Source organism: Enterobacter cloacae complex sp. EB5 (assembly GCF_031432835.1).
Lineage (GTDB): Bacteria > Pseudomonadota > Gammaproteobacteria > Enterobacterales > Enterobacteriaceae > Enterobacter > Enterobacter hormaechei_C.
Genome location: NZ_CP133860.1, coordinates 2,731,489 through 2,750,744 on the forward strand (window position 1 = coordinate 2,731,489; position 19,256 = coordinate 2,750,744).

The following is a 19,256-nucleotide window of genomic DNA, read 5'->3' on the forward strand; positions in this document are numbered from 1 at the left end:
GATATGAAAAGCACTTCGACAACCAACAGAACTGAATATTACAAAATCAGCAGCTTTATCTTTCTCTATTTCTTTACCTGGTCTGCCAGTATTGGTCTGCTGGCGATCTGGCTCGGTCAGAAAGCCAACCTGAGCGGATCGGTGATTGGAACCGTGTTTGCGGTGAACGGGATATTCTCCGTTATTCTCAAGCCGATCTACGGCTATATTCTCGATAAGATCGGCATGAGCAAATATCTGCTCTATTTTGTGGTGATCATGTCGGCCCTGATGGCGCCATTCTTTATTTACGTTTACCAGCCGCTGTTAATGTCTAATACCCTGCTGGGGATTATTATCGGCGCGCTCTATTTAAGCTTTGCCTGGTACGCGGGCGTGGCGGCGTGTGAATCCTATTCCGACCGCTTTAGCCGTTTGAATGGCATGGAGTTCGGGCAGATCCGTATGTGGGGTTCGCTCGGCTGGGCGGTGGCGTCATCTTTCTCCGGCCTGCTGTTCAACCTCTCACCGGCGTATAACTTTATTCTCGGCAGCGTGGCGTCGGTGGTGATGCTGATTGTCCTGCTGAGCCTGAAAGTGAACACTAACTCCGCTCACGCAGCCGAGGTGCTGACGAAAGAGAAAATCGCCCCGTCCGACGTTTACGCCCTGCTGCGTAACCGTAAATTCTGGGCCTTCTGCCTGTACGTGGCGGGCGTGGCGTGGATGATGTTTATCGCCGAGCAGCAATTCTCGCGCTATTTCGTCACCTTCTTCGATGATATTCATGAGGGCAACGCCGTATTCGGTTATCTCGGGACCGTACAGTCGGGCATGGAATTTGTCATGTATATGGTGGTCCCGCTGTTGGTGAATTTTATTGGCGCCAAACGCGGGTTGTTAATTGTCGGGCTGGTGGTTGGGGCGCGTCTGATTATTTCCGGCATGTGTGATTCACACCTGTTAATTTCAGTGCTTAAGCCGCTGTACGGTCTGGAAATTTGTCTCCTGCTGGTGTCGGTATTTAAATATATCGCCGAGCATTTCGACAAGCGCGTCAATGCCACCATGTATTTACTCGGCTATCAGGCGATGCTCTACGTTGGCAACGTGGTGGTCTCTTCCCCTGCCGGCTATATGTATGACCGTATTGGCTTTGAGCACACCTATATCATCATGGGCGCAACGGCGCTGACCTTTACCCTTATTTCTGCTTTTACGTTATCCGCCTGTCAGAGCAAATGGCGCGGGGCTCGTGCGCTGAACGTAGCAGAAACGTCAACACGATAAATTACGCCGTCAAAGAAGGAACCGAAATATGTTAAGTCGTATCAAAGAAGAACGTCTGCCTGTTATCGCTGCGCCCATTGACTCCCGCGCATTCAGCGATGAACTGAATTCGGCGCGCAGCCACGTTCTCGACCTGATTAGCCGTCATTTAACGGAGTTCGGCGACAAATTCCCGGCGGAAACCTGCCAGAACGGTTTTTACCCGCTGACTGACAACGTGGAGTGGACCACCAGCTTCTGGACCGGACAGCTGTGGCTGGCGTGGGAGATGAGCGGCGAGGAAAAATTCCGCGCGATGGCGGAAAAACACGTGCGCTCGTTTGGCCTGCGCATCGCCGGGCGCAACGACACCAACACCCACGATTTAGGCTTCCTCTACACGCTTTCCTGCGTAGCCGCGTGGCGGCTGACCGGAAATCGTGAGGCGCGCGGCTTCTCGCTGCTGGCGGCGGAAGCCCTGCTGGAACGCTTCCACGAGAAGGCGAAAATCATCCAGGCGTGGGGCGATCTCTCCGATCCGGAGCAGGCCGGGCGGATGATCATCGACTGCAACATGAACCTGCCGCTGCTCTACTGGGCAACGGAGCAGACGGGCGATCCGCGCTTTGCCGACGCTGCAAAAGCGCACGTCATGCAGGCCGCGACGTACCTCATTCGTGACGATGCCTCCACCTTCCACACCTACTATATGGATGTGGCAACCGGCGCACCGCGCTACGGCAACACCCAGCAGGGCTACGCCGACGACTCCTGTTGGTCGCGCGGGCAGGCGTGGGGCATTTACGGTTTCCTGCTGAGCTATATCTATACCGGCGACGAAACGATGATCGCTCTGTCAAAACGGCTGGCGAACTACTTCCTCAATCGCCTGCCGGAAGACTACGTCTGCCACTGGGATCTGGCGCTGGTGGGCACCGACGCACTGCGTGATTCTTCCTCGGCGGCGATTGCGGTGTGTGGGCTGCTGGAGCTGGTGAAACATCTGCCGGTCACAGATCCGGATCGCGAACGTTACCTCGAATGGGCGAAAGGGATTATGTCCTCGCTGACAAAGCACTATCTGATGGGCAAAGAAGAGAAGGGCAACGGGCTGCTTAAGCACTCGGTGTATCACCTGGCGAGCAATAAAGGCGTGGATGAGTGCGCGAGCTGGGGCGATTACTTCTACGTCGAGGCACTGGTGCGTTTTACGCAGAGCTGGAAACTGTACTGGTAAAAACAGTCGGGGGGTAACCCCCGACTTATCGATCACGCTTTTGGAATACGCAGCGTCTGGCCGGGATAGATTTTATCCGGGCTGGAGAGCATTGGGCGGTTAGCCTCAAAAATCTTGTTGTACTGGTTGGCATCGCCGTACACGGTTTTAGAGATTGCGCTCAGGGTATCGCCGGATTTCACCGTATAGTAGGTGGCTTCATCTTTGGCATCTGTCGCGGTGATATTGTTTTCCACTTCGCTGACGCCCGCGATGTTGCCGACGGCGACCTGGATTTTTTCTTTCTGCTCCTGCGTCAGCCCGTCGCCCGTCACGCTGGCCTTGCCGTCAGTGACGTTAACCTGAACCTTATCGGAACCGGGAATGTTCAGTTTCTTGAGGTGCTCGGTGATTTTGTCGCTCTGACCTTTATGATCGGTCAGGTTATCCCACAGCTTTTCGCCTGCTTCTTTTACGAAGTTAAAAAGTCCCATTCCATCCTCCTGTTAAACATGAAGTCAGAATAAGCATAGCAGTTGAGTGTTAAGGTGATAAAAAAAGCCCGGTGGCGTTAACGCTTACCGGGCCTGGGAGGGAAGTTGTAGGCCGGGTAAACGCAGTGCCACCCGGCAAATTTCACAGAACTTAAACCCCTTGCTCCAGAATACGGATGTGGGTTTCCAGAACGTCCCCTTTCACCGCGTCGCTCCACGCTTTCATATGCGCGGTCTGCAAATGGGCTTCAAGGTGCGCGACGGTTTCCCACTGCTCAACCATGATGATTGAGTCTGGCGCAGTCGCCTGGAAGCTTGCGCTGGTGGCGGCGTCCACCATCGGCGCGTAGCCGTGGCAGCCTTCTTCTTTCAGTACGGTCGGGATGATCTTCGCGAACTCATCCAGTACCGCCTGGCGGTGATGTTGGCCAGGACGCGTACGGATTTCAGCAATAACGGTAAGCATAATTAACTCCTTCTAATTCCAGGCTAACAGTTAAGCAAAAATTTCCGCGAGATGCTTGCGATATTCTGCGATATAGCGCGGGACGTCCGGCATTTTAATCACGTCGTTGACGATAAAGGTCGGCAGCGGCTCCATCCCCAGGAACTGATTCGCCTTGTGGAACGGCAGATACGCGCCGTCTACGCCCACGCCTTCGAAGAACTGATCTTGCTCAGTGAAGGCTTCAAGCGGGGCATTCCAGGTCAGGGAGAGCATGTATTTCTTGCCCTGAATCAGGCCGCCGGAACCGTATTTTTTAGACGCGTCTGAGCGGGTGCGACCGTCGCTGGCATACAGCGAACCGTGACCTTCGGTAAACACATCGTCCATGTATTTTTTCACGGTCCACGGTGCGCCCATCCACCAGCCCGGCATCTGCCAGATAACCACGTCGGCCCACAGGAAGTTCTGCACTTCGGCCTTCACGTCGTAATCGCTGTCCGCGCGCACGACCTTAACATCATGTCCGGCGTCGCGCAGGAAACCATCCGCGACCTCGGTCAGGGTGTCATTCAGCTGGCCTTTAGAGTGCGCAAATTCTTTCGCGCCGTTGATAATCAGAATGTTGCTCATTATTTGTCCTCGATGCTGAGAGTATGCCGGGTATTCTACGCGCGAGGACGGAGCGGAAAAATAAGCAAAATGTGCAAAGTCTTTTGCGCAGAGCGCAATAATGGCTACCAGCTGACGGTCACCTCAAAGCCCCCTTCCGGCGCATTGCCCAGCGAGACGCGCATTCCATGTAACGCCGCGATACGCTTGACGATAGACAACCCCAGACCGCTGCCGGTGGCGTCCTGGCCCGGTGGACGATAAAAGCGCTCGCCGAGACGCGCCAGCGCATCGGTTGAAATGCCCGGGCCGTTGTCGCGCACGGTAAAGCTTTGGGTGTTCAGCGTCACGTCCACCACGCTGCCGCGCGGGCTGTAACGAACGGCGTTGTCCAGCAGGTTACGCGCCAGCAGGCTCAGCAGCAGCGGCTGTCCGGGACGCATCACCTCGGGCGCGTTGACGTTGAGCCGAATATCAATGCCCGCCTGCTGCGCCGGATGCCAGATATCCAGCACCGCGGATTGCAGCAAATCGGCCATCATCACAGGTTCGACGTCATCAAGATTATCCAGTGAGTCCAGGCGCGACAGGGTGAGAAGCTGGTCCACCAGCCGGGAGGCGCGGTCGATGCCCGCATGCAGCTGCCCCAGCGCTTTAGACTGCGCCCCGGGATCGTCAAAGGAAAGCTGCGCCACGTCGGTTTGCACCTTCAGCGCGGCCAGCGGACTACGCAACTCATGGGCGGCATCCGAGGTGAAGCGGCGCTCGCGGGCCATCATCTCCTGCGTACGGGCGAAAAGATGGTTAAGCGCATCAAGCAGCGGGCGAACCTCCGTCGGCACGCCGTGGGTGGGCAGCGTATCGGTCGCATCCGGCGAGCGCGAACGCAGGGTCTGCGCCAGGTTTTTCAGCGGTTTCAGTTCCCGGCTCAGCAGAACAATCAGCAACAAAAGCATGACGGGCAGCGCCACCAGCCACGGCGTCAGCTGCGAGCTGACCACGTCCAGCGCCATATCCTGTCGGTACTCCCACTCCTGACCAACCACCACGCGGTATTTCCCGTCCGGAGAAGTCAGCCACAGGAAACGCCATTCGTCGTTGTCATCCTGCAAGCGACCGTCATCAAACCCGTCCCGGCGGTAGAGGTAAGGTATGTCGCGCCCGTTTTCGCCGTCGTTAAGCACCATGCTGCCGTCGGCGGTGAAGATTGCGAAGGCCAGCGCATCGTCGTCCAGATGGCCATGTTTGGCTTTTTTCGGTACCTCGCGCATGCGTTCCGGGGCGCGGAGTTCGTCCACGTCCATCGTCAGCAGCCGTTTGGCAAACAGCATCTGCTGGGTATCGAACAGCTTATCGAGCTTGTCGGTCGTCTGGTGCCAGGCCACCACGCTTGCGGCAAACCAGGCCGCCAGGGACAGCAGCAAAAAGAGGAGCGTCAGGCGCAGCTTCAGGCTCAGGCGTTGGGTCAGTTTCATGCGTCACCCAGGGTATAACCGATGCCGTGCACGGTGCGGATAAAGTCGCTGCCGAGCTTGCGGCGTAAATGATGAACGTGGACTTCGACGGCGTTGCTGGAGACGTCATCATCCCAGTTGTAGAGTTTCTCCTCGATGGTCTTGCGCGGCAGCACGCGGCCCGCGTTGCGCATCAGCAGTTCCAGCAGGGCGAACTCTTTGGGTTTGAGCACCAGCGTTTCGCCCTCCAGCGTGGCGACAAGGCTTGCCGGATCGAGCGTGACCTTGCCGTGACGCAGCTCGCTGCGCGCCTGCCCGTGGCTGCGGCGTACCAGCGCTTCCAGGCGGGCCGCCACTTCAATCAGCGCGAACGGCTTACACAGGTAATCATCCGCCCCCAGGCGTAACCCTTCGACGCGCTGATTCAGCGCATCCCGCGCGGTCAGGATCAGCACCGGTTCGCTCTTACCGCTTTCGCGCCAGGCGCGCAGGATCTCAAGCCCGTCGATTTCCGGCAGCGTCAGGTCCAGCACCACGGCATCATACGGCGCGGTGTACAGGGCCGCCTGCCCGGTTTTCCCGTCGGTAAACCAGTCCACGTTAAAGCCCATTTTGCTTAAGCCTGCTTTGATGCCGTCGCCGATGAGCTTGTCGTCTTCTACCAGTAAAATGCGCATATTTCCTCCTTGATGCCGTCAGTAAACCTTCTGCAAGCGCCTGCTGTACAGTAAAAATAAATAAATTTTCCCCTTAAGAAGTTGTTAAGGTTTACCCTGTTTAATGGATTGTGAAACGACATTAAAGGGAGAGATAAAGATGAAAAAATTCGCTGCAATTGCTGCCATCATGATGATGACCACGGCCCCTGTCTTTGCTGCACAGGGTGGCTTCTCTGGCCCATCTGCGACACAGAACCAGACGCATACCCAGCAGGGTGGCTTTGTCGATAACAACGCCAACCTCACCACCGCGGCAAAAGTGAAAGACCTGAAGGACGATGCCTGGGTGAAGCTGCGCGGGAACATTACCGAGCGCCTGTCCGATGACCGTTACACCTTCCGCGATGAAAGCGGCACGGTAGTGGTGGAGATCGACCACAAGCGCTGGAACGGCGTGACGGTGACGCCCCAGGATAAAGTCGAACTCCAGGGTAAAATCGATAAAGACTGGAACGAGTTTGAAATCGACGTGAAGCAGGTTATCAAGCTGAACAAATAACCCGGAAAGGGCCGCTTATGCGGCCCTTTTTCTTTGTGACTCAACTCGCCAGATGAGGTAGTATCTGCGGCAATATTGCCTGAAACCCATCGGTTTCTGAGTTGAGGAATCACACGTAATGAGCGATATGGCAGAGCGCCTCGCGCTACATGAATTCACGGAAAACGCCTACCTGAACTACTCCATGTACGTCATCATGGACAGGGCGTTGCCGTTTATCGGGGATGGCCTGAAGCCCGTTCAGCGCCGCATCGTCTATGCGATGTCCGAACTGGGGCTGAATGCTACCGCCAAGTTTAAGAAATCCGCCCGTACCGTCGGCGACGTGCTGGGTAAATACCATCCGCACGGCGACAGCGCCTGCTATGAAGCGATGGTGCTGATGGCCCAGCCGTTCTCTTATCGCTATCCGCTGGTGGATGGCCAGGGGAACTGGGGGGCGCCGGACGATCCGAAATCCTTTGCGGCAATGCGTTATACCGAATCCCGCCTGTCTAAATATGCCGAAGTGCTGTTGGGCGAACTGGGGCAGGGGACAGTCGACTGGGTGCCAAACTTCGACGGTACGATGCAGGAGCCGAAAATGCTGCCTGCGCGTCTGCCGAACATCCTGCTGAACGGCACGACCGGTATCGCCGTCGGCATGGCGACGGACATTCCGCCGCACAACCTGCGTGAAGTGGCAAAAGCCGCCATCACCCTGATTGAGCAGCCGAAAACCTCGCTGGACGATCTGCTGGATATCGTGCAGGGGCCGGACTATCCGACCGAAGCCGAGATCATCACCTCGCGTGCGGAAATCCGCAAAATCTACCAGAACGGCCGTGGCTCCGTGCGCATGCGCGCGGTGTGGAATAAAGAGGATGGCGCCGTGGTGATCACCGCGCTGCCGCACCAGGTGTCCGGTGCGAAGGTGCTGGAGCAGATTGCCTCCCAGATGCGCAATAAAAAGCTGCCGATGGTGGACGACCTGCGCGACGAATCGGACCACGAAAACCCGACCCGTCTGGTGATCGTGCCGCGCTCTAACCGCGTGGACATGGAGCAGGTGATGAACCACCTGTTCGCCACTACCGATCTGGAAAAAAGCTACCGCATCAACCTGAACATGATTGGTCTGGACGGTCGTCCGGCGGTGAAAAACCTGCTGGAGATCCTCACCGAATGGCTGGCCTTCCGCCGCGATACGGTGCGCCGTCGTCTGAACCATCGTCTGGAGAAAGTGCTTAAGCGCCTGCATATCCTCGAAGGTTTGCTGGTGGCGTTCCTCAACATTGACGAAGTGATCGAGATCATTCGTACCGAGGACGAACCTAAGCCTGCCCTGATGTCGCGCTTTGGCATCAGCGAAACCCAGGCCGAAGCGATCCTCGAACTGAAATTGCGCCATCTCGCCAGACTGGAAGAGATGAAGATCCGCGGCGAGCAGAACGAGCTGGAAAAAGAGCGCGATCAGCTTCAGGCGATTCTGGCGTCCGAGCGCAAGATGAATACCCTGCTGAAGAAAGAGTTGCAGGCCGATGCCGACGCCTTTGGCGACGACCGTCGTTCTCCGCTGCACGAGCGCGAAGAGGCGAAGGCGATGAACGAGCACGACATGCTGCCGTCCGAGCCGGTGACCATCGTGCTTTCCCAGAGCGGCTGGGTGCGTAGCGCCAAAGGCCACGATATCGACGCGCCGGGTCTGAGCTACAAATCCGGTGACAGCTTCAAGGCGGCGGTGAAGGGCAAGAGTAACCAGCCGGTGGCGTTCATCGACTCCACGGGCCGCAGCTACGCCATCGACCCGATCACGCTGCCGTCTGCGCGCGGCCAGGGCGAACCGCTTACCGGCAAGCTGACGCTGCCGCCGGGCGCCACGGTGGACCATATGCTGATGGAGGCCGACGATCAAAAACTGCTGATGGCGTCTGATGCGGGCTACGGCTTTATCTGTACCTTCAACGATCTGGTGTCGCGTAACCGTGCCGGTAAAGCGCTGATTAGCCTGCCGGATAACGCACACGTCATGCCGCCGCTGATCATCGAGAACGAAAGCGACATGCTGCTGGCGATCACCGCTGCCGGACGTATGCTGATGTTCCCGGTCAGCGATTTGCCGGAGCTGTCGAAAGGCAAGGGCAACAAGATCATCAGCATCCCGTCAGCGGAAGCGGCAAAAGGCGAAGATAGCCTCGCGCATCTCTTCCTGCTGCCGCCGCAGAGCACGCTGACCATTCATGTCGGCAAGCGTAAAATCAAACTGCGTCCGGAAGAGTTGCAGAAGGTGGTGGGTGAGCGTGGACGTCGCGGCTCACTGATGCGCGGCCTCCAGCGAATCGACCGCGTGGAGATCGACTCGCCGGCGCGCAGCAAAGCGGACGACAGCGAAGAGTAACCTGTTTCATCCCCCCTCTTTCCGGAGGGGGAATTACCATAAAATTTCCCGTAAAAACGTTGTTAATTCGTGCGTTGCGATTAACAATACGCGCTCGTAATAAAGTCCTTACCTGGCCACAGGTGAAGTATAATTGTCAGCTGTCAGGGCTTCAGAGGTCGCTATGCTATACATTGTTCGTCTCATTCTTACCGTTATTTATTGCATTCTGGTCTGTATTTTCGGATCGATTTATTGCCTGTTCAGCCCGCGTAACCCAAAGCATGTCGCGACGTTTGGCCACATGTTTGGTCGTCTTGCGCCGCTGTTTGGCCTGAAGGTTGAAAAGCGTCTGCCTGAAGGGGCGGAGAATTTCGGTAACGCCATCTATATCGCTAACCATCAGAACAACTACGATATGGTGACGGCCTCAAATATTGTTCTTCCGCCGACCGTAACCGTGGGTAAAAAAAGCCTGCTGTGGATCCCGTTTTTCGGCCAGCTGTACTGGCTCACCGGTAACTTGCTGATTGACCGCAACAACCGCGCCAAAGCGCATGGCACCATTGCGGAAGTGGTGGATCAGTTTAAAAAGCGCCGGATTTCCATCTGGATGTTCCCGGAAGGGACGCGCAGCCGTGGTCGCGGCCTGCTGCCGTTCAAGACCGGCGCGTTTCATGCTGCAATTGCGGCTGGCGTTCCAATTATTCCCGTGTGTGTTTCCAACACATCGAATAAGATTAATCTTAACCGTCTGAATAACGGACTGGTCATTGTCGAAATGCTGCCGCCGGTAGATACCTCAAAATACGGTAAAGACCAGGTGCGCGAGCTGGCCACGCACTGCCGCGAGCTGATGGCTCAGCATATTGCGCAGCTCGATAAAGAAGTTGCAGAGCGAGAAGCCGCCGGTAAGATTTAACCCGGTGTCGTGTAAGGGAAAACGAATTCCCGCGTTGTTAGTCGTTTCAGATGGAGCTTATATGTCACTCAGTCGGCGTCAGTTTATTCAGGCTTCGGGTATCGCCCTTTGTGCGGGTGCGATGCCGCGGACAGCCAGCGCCGCCGGGCAGCAACAGCCGCTGCCTATTCCGCCGTTGATTGAATCCCGTCGCGGGCAGCCGCTATTCCTCACGCTTCAGCGTAGCCACTGGTCCTTTACCCAGGGAACGCGCGCGCAGGTATGGGGCATTAACGGACGCTATCTCGGGCCGACCATTCGCGTGTGGAATGGCGATGACGTTAAGCTCATCTACAGTAACCGTACGACGGAAAATGTCGCGATGACCGTCAGTGGTTTGCAGGTGCCAGGGCCGCTGATTGGCGGCGCGGCACGCATGATGTCGCCGAATGCCGACTGGGCGCCCGTCCTCCCGATTCGTCAGAGCGCGGCGACATTGTGGTATCACGCCAACACCCCGAACCGCACCGCCCAGCAGGTCTACAACGGCCTGGCCGGAATGTGGCTGATTGAAGATGAGGTCAGTAAAACGCTGCCGATCCCGAATCACTACGGCGTCGATGATTTCCCGATCATTATTCAGGACAAGCGGCTGGATAACTTCGGCACGCCGGAGTACAGCGAGCCGGGCAGCGGTGGTTTTGTTGGCGATACGCTGTTGGTTAACGGCGCGCAAAGCCCGTATGTCGAAGTGTCTCGCGGCTGGGTGCGCCTGCGTCTGCTGAATGCCTCTAACTCGCGTCGCTATCAGTTGCAGATGAGCGACGGCCGCGCGCTGCACGTGATTTCAGGCGATCAGGGGTTATTACCTGCGCCGGTGTCGGTAAAACAGCTGGCGCTGGCCCCGGGCGAACGTCGTGAGATCCTCGTGGATATGACCAACGGGGATGAAGTGTCCGTGACCTGCGGCGAAGCGGCAAGCATTGTTGACCGTATTCGCGGCTTCTTTGAACCGTCGAGCGTTCTGGTCTCCACGCTGGTGCTGACGCTGCGCCCGACCGGCCTGTTGCCGCTGGTGACCGACAGCCTGCCGATGCGCCTGCTGCCGCAGGAGATTGTGACCGGCCCGGCAGTACGCAGTCGCGATATCAGCCTTGGCGACGATCCGGGCATCAACGGCGCGCTGTGGGACGTAAACCGCATTGATATCACCGCCCAGCAGGGAACCTGGGAGCGCTGGACCGTCCGCTCGGAGATGCCGCAGTCGTTCCATATTGAAGGGGTGTCATTCCTGATCCGCAACGTCAACGGGGCGATGCCGTTCCCGGAAGACAGGGGCTGGAAAGATACCGTCTGGGTGGATGGCCAGGTCGAACTGCTCGTCTACTACGGCCAGCCTTCCTGGCCGCACTTCCCGTTCCTGTTTCACAGCCAGACGCTGGAGATGATGGACAGGGGATCGGTAGGGCAGATGCTGGTGAATCCGGCACCGTAAAACGAGTCGGGTGGCGGCTTCGCCTTACCCGACCTACAGGCCCGTAGGCCCGGTAAGCGTAGCGTCACCGGGCAATAAATACCCCTTCATTTCCCCCGGTAAACCAGCGTATAATCCCGCTCCTTTTGTCTATTTTTTCTTCGGAAGCATTATGAGCGCTATTTCCCTGATCCAGCCGGATCGCGACCTCTTCTCCTGGCCCCAGTACTGGGCAGCCTGCTTTGGACCGGCGCCGTTCCTGCCGATGTCCCGGGAAGAGATGGATCAACTGGGCTGGGACAGCTGCGATATCATTCTGGTGACGGGCGATGCGTATGTCGATCACCCGAGCTTTGGCATGGCGATCTGTGGCCGTATGCTTGAAGCCCAGGGCTTCCGCGTGGGGATCATCTCCCAGCCTGACTGGAACAGCAAAGACGACTTTATGCGTCTGGGCAAGCCTAACCTGTTCTTCGGCGTGACCGCGGGCAACATGGACTCGATGATCAACCGCTATACCGCCGACCGTAAGCTGCGCCATGACGACGCTTATACGGCTGACAACGTGGCGGGTAAACGTCCCGATCGCGCGACCCTCGTCTACACCCAGCGATGCAAAGAAGCATGGAAAGATGTGCCGGTGATCCTGGGCGGCATCGAGGCGAGTCTGCGCCGCACCGCACACTACGACTACTGGTCTGACACCGTGCGCCGTTCGGTGCTGGTGGATTCGAAAGCCGACATGCTGATTTTCGGCAACGGCGAGCGTCCGCTGGTGGAAGTGGCGCATCGCCTGGCACAGGGTGAACCGGTCAGCGAGATCCGCGACGTGCGCAACACCGCGATCATGGTGAAAGAGGCGCTGCCGGGCTGGAGCGGGGTGGATTCCCGCATTATCGATATGCCGGGCAAAATCGACCCTATCCCGCATCCGTACGGTGACGATCTGCCGTGCGCGGATAACAAACCGGTTGAGCCGAAGAAAGCGGAAGCAAAGGCCGTGGTGGTGCAGCCGCCGCGTCCGAAGCCGTGGGAAAAAACCTATGTGCTGCTGCCGTCCTACGAAAAAGTAAAAAGCGATAAAGTACTCTACGCCCACGCGTCGCGCATCTTACACCATGAAACCAACCCCGGCTGCGCGCGAGCGCTGATGCAAAAGCACGGTGAGCGCTATATCTGGGTTAACCCGCCGGCGATCCCGCTCTCTACCGAAGAGATGGACAGCGTCTTTGCCCTGCCGTACAAGCGTGTACCGCACCCGTCATATGGCAACAGCCGCATTCCGGCGTACGAGATGATCCGTTTCTCAATCAACATCATGCGCGGCTGCTTCGGCGGGTGCTCCTTTACTCTTGTTTTTATGTATTTAGAGTTAAACTCTACTTTTCTATTTTTAGAATTCAAGCTATTCATCGTAATTGAGAGATATCCTTTTAATGTTCAGCAAGCCTGTTAAAAGCACTTTATCTGAACCGCGTTTTGCCTAAATCCTGCTCAATATATACTCTCCCTGAGTTCTGAAATCCTCAAATTCCCCAATCTTAAAGCATTGATACATAGATGATGTCAGATAATGCGCAATCATCTCACCGCCAATATGGATCCGTTCCGGGTGTGGGTATGTCGCCTGTATAGCCCTTTGTTCATTCATCATTACAGGAATTGTCTGCAACAAATCCCCATCCAAGATTTGGCACTCAGGTTTTACTCCTGTTCCGTATTGTAATTGCTCTGATTCGAAATCATGGACTGAGCGATAGGCGAACGAAACGATATTTCCTGTTTCCTCGCAAATTGCGAACTGATAAACACTGGTTGTCACCGTTGAAGAAGAGGGAATTGCATGGTCATGCTTGTATTGTTTCCACAGCCTCCTTAGACAGGCCGATGTATGATAATTGAGATTTTGTATACCTGATACGACCATTCTGGTTGATGCTTCAAGCAACCAGGTGTTAGAAAATCCACCTGCCCCCGTTCCTGCTATGATGGTTCTTAGCTGGGGGATGTAACCTGCTTTGGAAACAAAAGATAACGGCTCCCCATTATCGGTGACGGCAAGGGTATCTGTTACAATCAGTGCTTGTGCTTCGTCTGTATAAAATATCAGTGATGACATATTTTCCTCATCCAGAAAAGACATTACATGAATCACAGAACAGGTCACTACAACCACGTGAAAGGGAGTCAGACCATTTTCCAGAGGTAAATATATTCTTGTGTTTGGACGCGTTGCGGTTCTCTGTAAAAAATATATAGCACAAACAAAAGTCCCCGCAGGGATAAATATAGTTATATGCGCTTTTTCTGCTGGCTTTTACAATTGAAAGTGACAGGTAAACGAAATGTGTTACAGGTTTCTTTTGCTTTTCGTTGGGTTCTGTATATGCGAATTTACCCTGTGTGTTATTTTTGCAATGGACTCAGGCTGTATTCAATCAATTAAGGTTTACTTCTGGCATTAAGATGTATCCGTTGCCTGTTTTTTAAGGGCACGGTTTGTGCCGGGAAATGAAAATCACATCTTAAGTTCTTCACTCAAAGGATTTGTGATGTTTATCACGTATGGTCCGGGTAACGTGTTGAGGTCAATGTATTGCATCGTGATGGTGTCGTTACATCTTTTACTTTCCTCCTGATTTGCATATTCACTCCCGGCAACCTGGTTGTTTGTTTTTTCTTCTTCCGGATTTATAGTGTAGGCATGAGGTGGCGTTTCAGGGCGACAGACTGTGAGGATAATCACTAACATTCATGCGCGTTATGGGCGTGTCAGCAAACTGGATGCAACAGAGCCGAAACTGAAATTTGAACCCGGATTTCTGTATGCTGAAATACCTTATATTAGCGGCATCCAGAATCGAAAACTGAGCCGATATGTACACTTTTATCTTATGGATAAAGCTATCCTGCAGGCCAGGGATTTAAAGCCTTTAGCCCGGGCATTTTTACGCTGGATAAGGTGGCTGGAGGATAACGGACTTGACCCTTTCACCCCGGGAACGTTGAAATACCAAAGCCCTACATATGGCTTCAGGGAGTATCTTCTGGGGGCCGTAAGGCAGGGGCGCATCGCCTCATCCACCGCGGCGGTGTACATCAGCGTTATCCGACGGTTTTACGTATTTCTGGGCAAGTGTGGTGAGCTGGCTGCCAGCTCATTTTTTACGTTGGTCGAAAAAGTCGTTGACGGGCGACGCAAGGTGATAAGTTCGGATCTTGCCATCAGGATAACCAGCACAACAAAAAGGACAATCAACCCACTGAATGATGCAGAGGTTCATATCCTGGATGAGGCACTGAAATCTGAGTCCGGGTTGTTCAGTTTAATGATTGTGCTGATGAAAAATTGTGGGCTACGGCTGGATGAAATGCTGACCCTGCCGTCGTCACTCTTTACTGAAGAGTACCTTGCCAGTGTCCCTGTATCTGAGTTGACCATCAGGGGGCTTCATATTGGTCCGAGATGCGGAGTTCATACGAAGTTTGGGATGACGCGAGAACTCTTCATCACCAGACGATTGTACGAGCAGGTTCTGGATTATCTGGCGGATGAGGAGTATGAAAAGAAGATCCAAAAATGGCGTGCACGACAGGGTGGGGAAGGGCGGCACGAGCCTTTATTTTTAATGGCAAACGGGAAACGGATGTCTGAAAAAGCCTTTTACTCCCGCTGGTACAGTTTTCGCCATCGCCTGGCCCGGTCTGCTCCGGGAAATGTGTTCAGACATAAACCCCATGATTTGCGGGCAACGTTTGCGACCCATTTTTTACGCTCGGCACTGAGTTGCTATCCCGATCAGGCCGCAAATGCGCTGGGTACAGTAAAATACTGGATGGGCCATAAAAGCGAAAATACGACGATGAAATACATCGTCTTTCTTCAGCAAAACCAGATTTCTGATGCAGTCGCCGGGGTCATGGACGCATTGATTGACGGTGCTGCAGGTCGCGATGGAGCCATATATGAGCCGGAGTGAAACGCAGATAACGTGGATGGCCGAAAATGTGCTGTCATGGGAGACGGTCAGCGGACACATCACTCAGCGGGATCTGAACCGATATTATTTACTTGACGTTTATCTTCAGGCTCATTTTTCAGATTATGTGTTGCTCCCCGGATGGTTTAGTGAACATTCGCATCTTGCCCGCCCTGAAAAACGCGATTTTATTGCCTCTCTGAAACGATTTCTTCTGTCTTACCGTCCCGCCGGAAGGTTAACCATTTTCCGTTATCTCAATATGTTTTTTATATGGCAGTCAGTCAATCAGTATGACTATGGCACGGCTGAAGGCGTTGAAATGTATATTAAACATCTCATGAACGATATTCGTCGGCGAAAAATTTCAGTCAGGATGGCAAGACACTACTTGTCCGTGGTCAACCGGTTTTTGCTTACGGGCGGGCAGATTCAGAGGCGGTATGAATATGAATTCTTACCGAAAGGAACGTATCAGCAGCAGGGAAGGGATAGCTATACCAGGAATGAACTTTCCGAGATCCTGAGGCAGTTGTCATCCATGAATGAGTTCCTTGCGGGATGTATCCGGGAGCATATCGCTAAATCGGAAAAAGGGGTGCGGCATTTCTCACCGTCTTTGCTGGCACCTGTTTATGAAGCGTATTTCCGGTATCCGGGAGAGAACGGGGTCAGCAGGGCAGAGATCATCATCAGGGACGTTCTGGAAAATTACTTTCTTACTTCTTTTTTTCTGTTCTGTTACCACACATGGGGAAACACCTCTCAGGTTCTGGGTCTGACGCGGGATGATATACATCTGGATGAAAAGGGTATCAGCACTGATTATGTTTATAAGGGGAGAGCGAATAAGTATATACGTCTGACGATAGGTAAATCGGAGTATGTGACCAAACGTGCGGGCTATTACTGGTTTCTGTCTTTTATCAGGCTCAGGGACGACATCGTTAACTATCTGGTTTCCGCAGATAACTTCCCTCCGGTACAGGCGCTGTTTCTGAGTGAGCCGCAGGTGAAATTCCGTAAGCTTTATTCTCTTAATCCCAGTCATCTGACTAAATTTTCTAACTCTGAGGGGGCGTGGGCCACGATGCGGCAGCTTAATCCCTCGCTTCCATCAATTACCGTTTCTGGCTTGCGCAAAACGTCTGAGCAGTATACGGACAGAACATTAAAGAATGGTCTGATTACGGCGGAAAAAGCACAGCATAACTGGGGCACTTACAGGCGGAATTATGCTGCAGGTAACCCACAGGGGGCGAAGGAAAACTTCAGTGCTGCACTTGATACGCTTATGAATCAGGGGATTGCGACACGTGCGTTATCCGAGCGGGTAAAAGTTGCTGATGAGCTGGGGATCGATCTGCGTGGAAGCGATGAGGGTGTGGATCTTTTATTGAATGGCCTGGGATGTCGATCGCAGGAGCCGCCTACAGATATTGAATTGCGCTTTATAAAAAAGCAAAAACGATTTGGCCGGACACCAAAGGCTTGTGCGGATTTTTCTCATTGTGTCGAATGTTCAAAAAGTTGCGTTGTGGAAACGCTGGAGTCTGTATGGCTCCTGCTGTCATTCAGGCATGCTATCGAGTATGGAAAACCGTTGTACATCGGTTCGGTCAATGCTGTGGAGCGTTATGAAACGTTACTCCTGAAGATTGATTTACGGCTTGGGCTGGTAGATGAGGCGACCCTGAAAAAAGCGCGCGTTAAACTTCAGCGAGAAGGTGTGGCTCCGGTATGGCAGATTTGAAGAAAAAAGAGGTAAGCCGTAGTCGAATGGCGGAGTTTCCTGCCGGAACGCCGCTTCGTTCAGGGGATGAGTTTCCGACTGAGGATATCATCTGTGAGGCACTAGAAAACAAAAGCTTTGAACGTCTGAATAACTGCCTGGTTATCGCCAGCTCAGATGAACATGATATGCGTTTTATCAATGAGGAGACGCTGAATATTTATTTCAGGGATGATGTCTGGACCAATCGCTATGTCAGAACCCATATTGGTGAAACGTTAAGAACCGTTAATTTTTCAGGCATACGGGATCCTGAACTGCGTCTTGAAGCCAAAATCATCTCAGCCAGCCTGCTCTGGATTGTCGGCAGGACCGCGAAGACGCAGTCACTGATCCGGAAATGTGCAAACATTGTGGCGGGAGCCCGTATTATTGAGTCTATGGGGTATCGCAGTCTGTTTCAGCTTCGTTTTCCGCTTGTCCGGAATGCTTTCATTGTAAAGATGAAGGAGGAGGATGAGCACGGCAGGAAGCGTTCTGAAAGAACATTACGTAATTACTTTATGGACCTGGCGGATATCTCGCTGACAGGTCATACCCGTCTTCGAAAATACGGTTACTTTCCTGATATTAGCTTCGACAGTTACAACAGTGTGGATGATTCAAACCAGACATATTGTATGCCTTTCAGTCTTATGATGTCTGTCTGGGAAGGGCTGATTACTGAACTGGATGCTGAAATCAGTGATTTCGATTTTGACGGGTTTTCCCGGCTGTGCGCTATCATAAACGGTTTTTATGATTCGCCTTACTATACGTCGATGCTGGAAGCCCGTAAAAGAGGGACAGCAAAAAGCATACCGGATTACCGGGCCGCGTATTACTACAATATTGTTGCCGGGGAAATTCGGGCGCTTTTCGCGACACTTGGCCCCGGGATGCAGGGCTGGTTCTCGGTACATAAAAATAAGCGCTGGAGATCTGATTTTATTGGCGTTGATCACATAAAGCTGAACACCTGGCATTTTGAGCTGACGTTAAAAGTCATGAATGTGATACAGGCCATGTCGGGGATGAGACACAGCGAAGTGCTTGGCGTGATGCACGGTTCACTGATTTATGATGGTGATATCCTGGGACTTCGTTCGGTGTTGCATAAGTTCGCCCCGGAAGGTGGAAGTCACGAAGACTGGGTTGTTTGTCGCTATGTGGAAAAGCCTTTTCAGCATTTACGCAGAATTAATCAAATCATGACAGGCCTGGACGGGAAGACGCTGGACAATGTTCCATTGTCTTTAAATATCAGGTCGTGGTTCTCGGAGCAAAAACTCTCTTTTATGGGGACGCAGCGCCAGACTGAGTGGGCAAAGAAATTTGTGAAAAGACACCATCTGTTCATCCGACGTGACCATATTGATGAGTTCAGGCTTTTAAATCCAAACATACGTGATGATGAACGCGTTGCGATGGAGATTCGGGAGGGGGCTTTCTGGCCATTGCGAACCCATCAGTTTCGCCGTTCACTTGCTGTACACCTCAGGCGTCTTGATCTGATTTCTACTAATGATCTTATCCGGCAGTTTAAGCACTTAATCAGAGGCATGACGGAGTGGTATATGTCCGGTGCACTCAACGCTTCGCATTTTAGCCGGGCGATCCCTCAGGCATTCGCTGCCGAGATTGAAAGGGTTGATACCGAACTCTCAGCTTCCAGGGCTGTTTCTTATCAGCATGAAGGCCTGCTTTATGGCGAAGGCGGGAAGTTACTGATGTCCCAGAGAGGTGGGCACTTACATCAGATGACGTTTCCTACACTGAAAAAAGCGATGAGCATGGCTAAACGAGGCGGGCAAAAACTGGTATCTCTTGGAAACGGTTTTTATTGCATGAATGGCCATGACTGCGAGTTTAAGGCGGTTGTTCAGTCAGCGTCCTGCAATCCGGGATGTGAGAACATGCTGGCCGGAGCTGATTCTGTTCCCGTGTGGAAACGCAGGATGGCTCATTATGACAACCTTCTGGAGATTGCCGTGCGAAATAATGCTCCTCAGGCTGACAGGGATTTTCTGATGCTTGAGAGAGATTTTTATGCAGATGCTGTCCGCTTTTTTGAAAAGGATGAATAG

General features: G+C 53.7%; 15 protein-coding genes and 1 pseudogene. 10 read left to right on the plus strand and 6 right to left on the minus strand.

Annotated features, from left to right (window positions below):
- The first annotated feature begins 3 nt into the window (after window positions 1-3).
- Together RHN82_RS13055 and RHN82_RS13060 are read left to right on the plus strand one after the other, a co-directional pair.
- Complete coding sequence (locus RHN82_RS13055; RefSeq protein ID WP_047052013.1) at window positions 4-1,269, plus strand: oligosaccharide MFS transporter; 1,266 nt, start codon at window positions 4-6, stop codon at window positions 1,267-1,269.
- A 28-nt stretch (window positions 1,270-1,297) separates the two neighbouring features.
- A complete protein-coding gene (locus RHN82_RS13060) occupies window positions 1,298-2,485 on the plus strand; it encodes a glycoside hydrolase family 88 protein (RefSeq protein WP_047052014.1) in 1,188 nt (395 codons plus the stop codon).
- A 32-nt stretch (window positions 2,486-2,517) separates the two neighbouring features.
- Here RHN82_RS13060 and lysM read toward each other — a convergent pair whose 3' ends face one another.
- The 5 genes from lysM to qseB all read right to left on the minus strand — a co-directional run bounded on the left by lysM (window position 2,518) and on the right by qseB (window position 6,146).
- Complete coding sequence (gene lysM, locus RHN82_RS13065; RefSeq protein WP_003862507.1) at window positions 2,518-2,958, minus strand: peptidoglycan-binding protein LysM; 441 nt, start codon at window positions 2,956-2,958, stop codon at window positions 2,518-2,520.
- 151 nt (window positions 2,959-3,109) lie between these two features.
- The gene (locus tag RHN82_RS13070; protein WP_003862506.1) at window positions 3,110-3,424 is read right to left on the minus strand and encodes a putative quinol monooxygenase; all 315 of its coding nucleotides are present in this window, start codon (window positions 3,422-3,424) and stop codon (window positions 3,110-3,112) included.
- A 30-nt stretch (window positions 3,425-3,454) separates the two neighbouring features.
- Window positions 3,455-4,036, minus strand: coding sequence for an NAD(P)H-dependent oxidoreductase (locus tag RHN82_RS13075; protein ID WP_015571876.1), 582 nt, complete (start codon window positions 4,034-4,036; stop codon window positions 3,455-3,457).
- Window positions 4,037-4,140: 104 nt separating this feature from the next.
- Window positions 4,141-5,490, minus strand: a complete 1,350-nt coding sequence (qseC, locus tag RHN82_RS13080) for a quorum sensing histidine kinase QseC (RefSeq protein ID WP_047052017.1) — start codon at window positions 5,488-5,490, stop codon at window positions 4,141-4,143.
- Window positions 5,487-6,146 (minus strand): quorum sensing response regulator transcription factor QseB, encoded by a 660-nt coding sequence (qseB, locus tag RHN82_RS13085; RefSeq protein WP_047052020.1) that lies wholly within the window; start codon window positions 6,144-6,146, stop codon window positions 5,487-5,489. The genes qseC and qseB overlap by 4 nt, the downstream gene beginning before the upstream one ends.
- 139 nt (window positions 6,147-6,285) lie before the next feature.
- Between qseB and RHN82_RS13090 the strand changes: the two genes are divergently transcribed.
- From RHN82_RS13090 to RHN82_RS13110, 5 genes and pseudogenes are all read left to right on the plus strand, one after another.
- Window positions 6,286-6,687 carry a YgiW/YdeI family stress tolerance OB fold protein gene (locus RHN82_RS13090; RefSeq protein WP_023295444.1) on the plus strand — a complete coding sequence of 134 codons (402 nt, stop codon included), beginning with the start codon at window positions 6,286-6,288 and terminating at the stop codon, window positions 6,685-6,687.
- A gap of 118 nt (window positions 6,688-6,805) precedes the next feature.
- A complete protein-coding gene (gene parC / locus RHN82_RS13095) occupies window positions 6,806-9,064 on the plus strand; it encodes a DNA topoisomerase IV subunit A (protein ID WP_047052024.1) in 2,259 nt (752 codons plus the stop codon).
- Between the two features lie 163 nt (window positions 9,065-9,227).
- Window positions 9,228-9,965, plus strand: coding sequence for a 1-acylglycerol-3-phosphate O-acyltransferase (gene plsC, locus RHN82_RS13100; RefSeq protein ID WP_003862497.1), 738 nt, complete (start codon window positions 9,228-9,230; stop codon window positions 9,963-9,965).
- Between the two features lie 61 nt (window positions 9,966-10,026).
- Window positions 10,027-11,439: a cell division protein FtsP gene (gene ftsP, locus RHN82_RS13105; RefSeq protein WP_017384056.1), complete on the plus strand. Its 1,413-nt coding sequence runs from the start codon at window positions 10,027-10,029 to the stop codon at window positions 11,437-11,439.
- 151 nt (window positions 11,440-11,590) lie between these two features.
- Window positions 11,591-12,766, plus strand: a pseudogene (locus RHN82_RS13110) (YgiQ family radical SAM protein); the annotation flags it as partial.
- 135 nt (window positions 12,767-12,901) lie between these two features.
- Here RHN82_RS13110 and RHN82_RS13115 read toward each other — a convergent pair.
- Complete coding sequence (locus tag RHN82_RS13115) at window positions 12,902-13,537, minus strand: hypothetical protein (protein ID WP_012477419.1); 636 nt, start codon at window positions 13,535-13,537, stop codon at window positions 12,902-12,904.
- 613 nt (window positions 13,538-14,150) lie between these two features.
- Here RHN82_RS13115 and RHN82_RS13120 point away from each other — a divergent pair.
- The 3 genes from RHN82_RS13120 to RHN82_RS13130 are packed head-to-tail and all read left to right on the plus strand — an operon-like array spanning window position 14,151 to window position 19,256.
- Window positions 14,151-15,398 (plus strand): site-specific integrase, encoded by a 1,248-nt coding sequence (locus tag RHN82_RS13120; protein WP_007897923.1) that lies wholly within the window; start codon window positions 14,151-14,153, stop codon window positions 15,396-15,398.
- A complete protein-coding gene (locus tag RHN82_RS13125) occupies window positions 15,385-17,151 on the plus strand; it encodes a hypothetical protein (protein ID WP_007897920.1) in 1,767 nt (588 codons plus the stop codon). The genes RHN82_RS13120 and RHN82_RS13125 overlap by 14 nt, the downstream gene beginning before the upstream one ends.
- Window positions 17,139-19,256 (plus strand): hypothetical protein, encoded by a 2,118-nt coding sequence (locus RHN82_RS13130; RefSeq protein WP_017384059.1) that lies wholly within the window; start codon window positions 17,139-17,141, stop codon window positions 19,254-19,256. The genes RHN82_RS13125 and RHN82_RS13130 overlap by 13 nt, the downstream gene beginning before the upstream one ends.

Coding starts and splice junctions, on each gene's coding strand:
- RHN82_RS13055 (WP_047052013.1), top strand. CDS start 4: ATGAAAAGCACTTCGACAACCAACAGAACTGAATATTACAAAATCAGC.
- RHN82_RS13060 (WP_047052014.1), top strand. CDS start 1,298: ATGTTAAGTCGTATCAAAGAAGAACGTCTGCCTGTTATCGCTGCGCCC.
- lysM (WP_003862507.1), bottom strand. CDS start 2,958: ATGGGACTTTTTAACTTCGTAAAAGAAGCAGGCGAAAAGCTGTGGGAT.
- RHN82_RS13070 (WP_003862506.1), bottom strand. CDS start 3,424: ATGCTTACCGTTATTGCTGAAATCCGTACGCGTCCTGGCCAACATCAC.
- RHN82_RS13075 (WP_015571876.1), bottom strand. CDS start 4,036: ATGAGCAACATTCTGATTATCAACGGCGCGAAAGAATTTGCGCACTCT.
- qseC (WP_047052017.1), bottom strand. CDS start 5,490: ATGAAACTGACCCAACGCCTGAGCCTGAAGCTGCGCCTGACGCTCCTC.
- qseB (WP_047052020.1), bottom strand. CDS start 6,146: ATGCGCATTTTACTGGTAGAAGACGACAAGCTCATCGGCGACGGCATC.
- RHN82_RS13090 (WP_023295444.1), top strand. CDS start 6,286: ATGAAAAAATTCGCTGCAATTGCTGCCATCATGATGATGACCACGGCC.
- parC (WP_047052024.1), top strand. CDS start 6,806: ATGAGCGATATGGCAGAGCGCCTCGCGCTACATGAATTCACGGAAAAC.
- plsC (WP_003862497.1), top strand. CDS start 9,228: ATGCTATACATTGTTCGTCTCATTCTTACCGTTATTTATTGCATTCTG.
- ftsP (WP_017384056.1), top strand. CDS start 10,027: ATGTCACTCAGTCGGCGTCAGTTTATTCAGGCTTCGGGTATCGCCCTT.
- RHN82_RS13115 (WP_012477419.1), bottom strand. CDS start 13,537: ATGTCATCACTGATATTTTATACAGACGAAGCACAAGCACTGATTGTA.
- RHN82_RS13125 (WP_007897920.1), top strand. CDS start 15,385: ATGAGCCGGAGTGAAACGCAGATAACGTGGATGGCCGAAAATGTGCTG.
- RHN82_RS13130 (WP_017384059.1), top strand. CDS start 17,139: ATGGCAGATTTGAAGAAAAAAGAGGTAAGCCGTAGTCGAATGGCGGAG.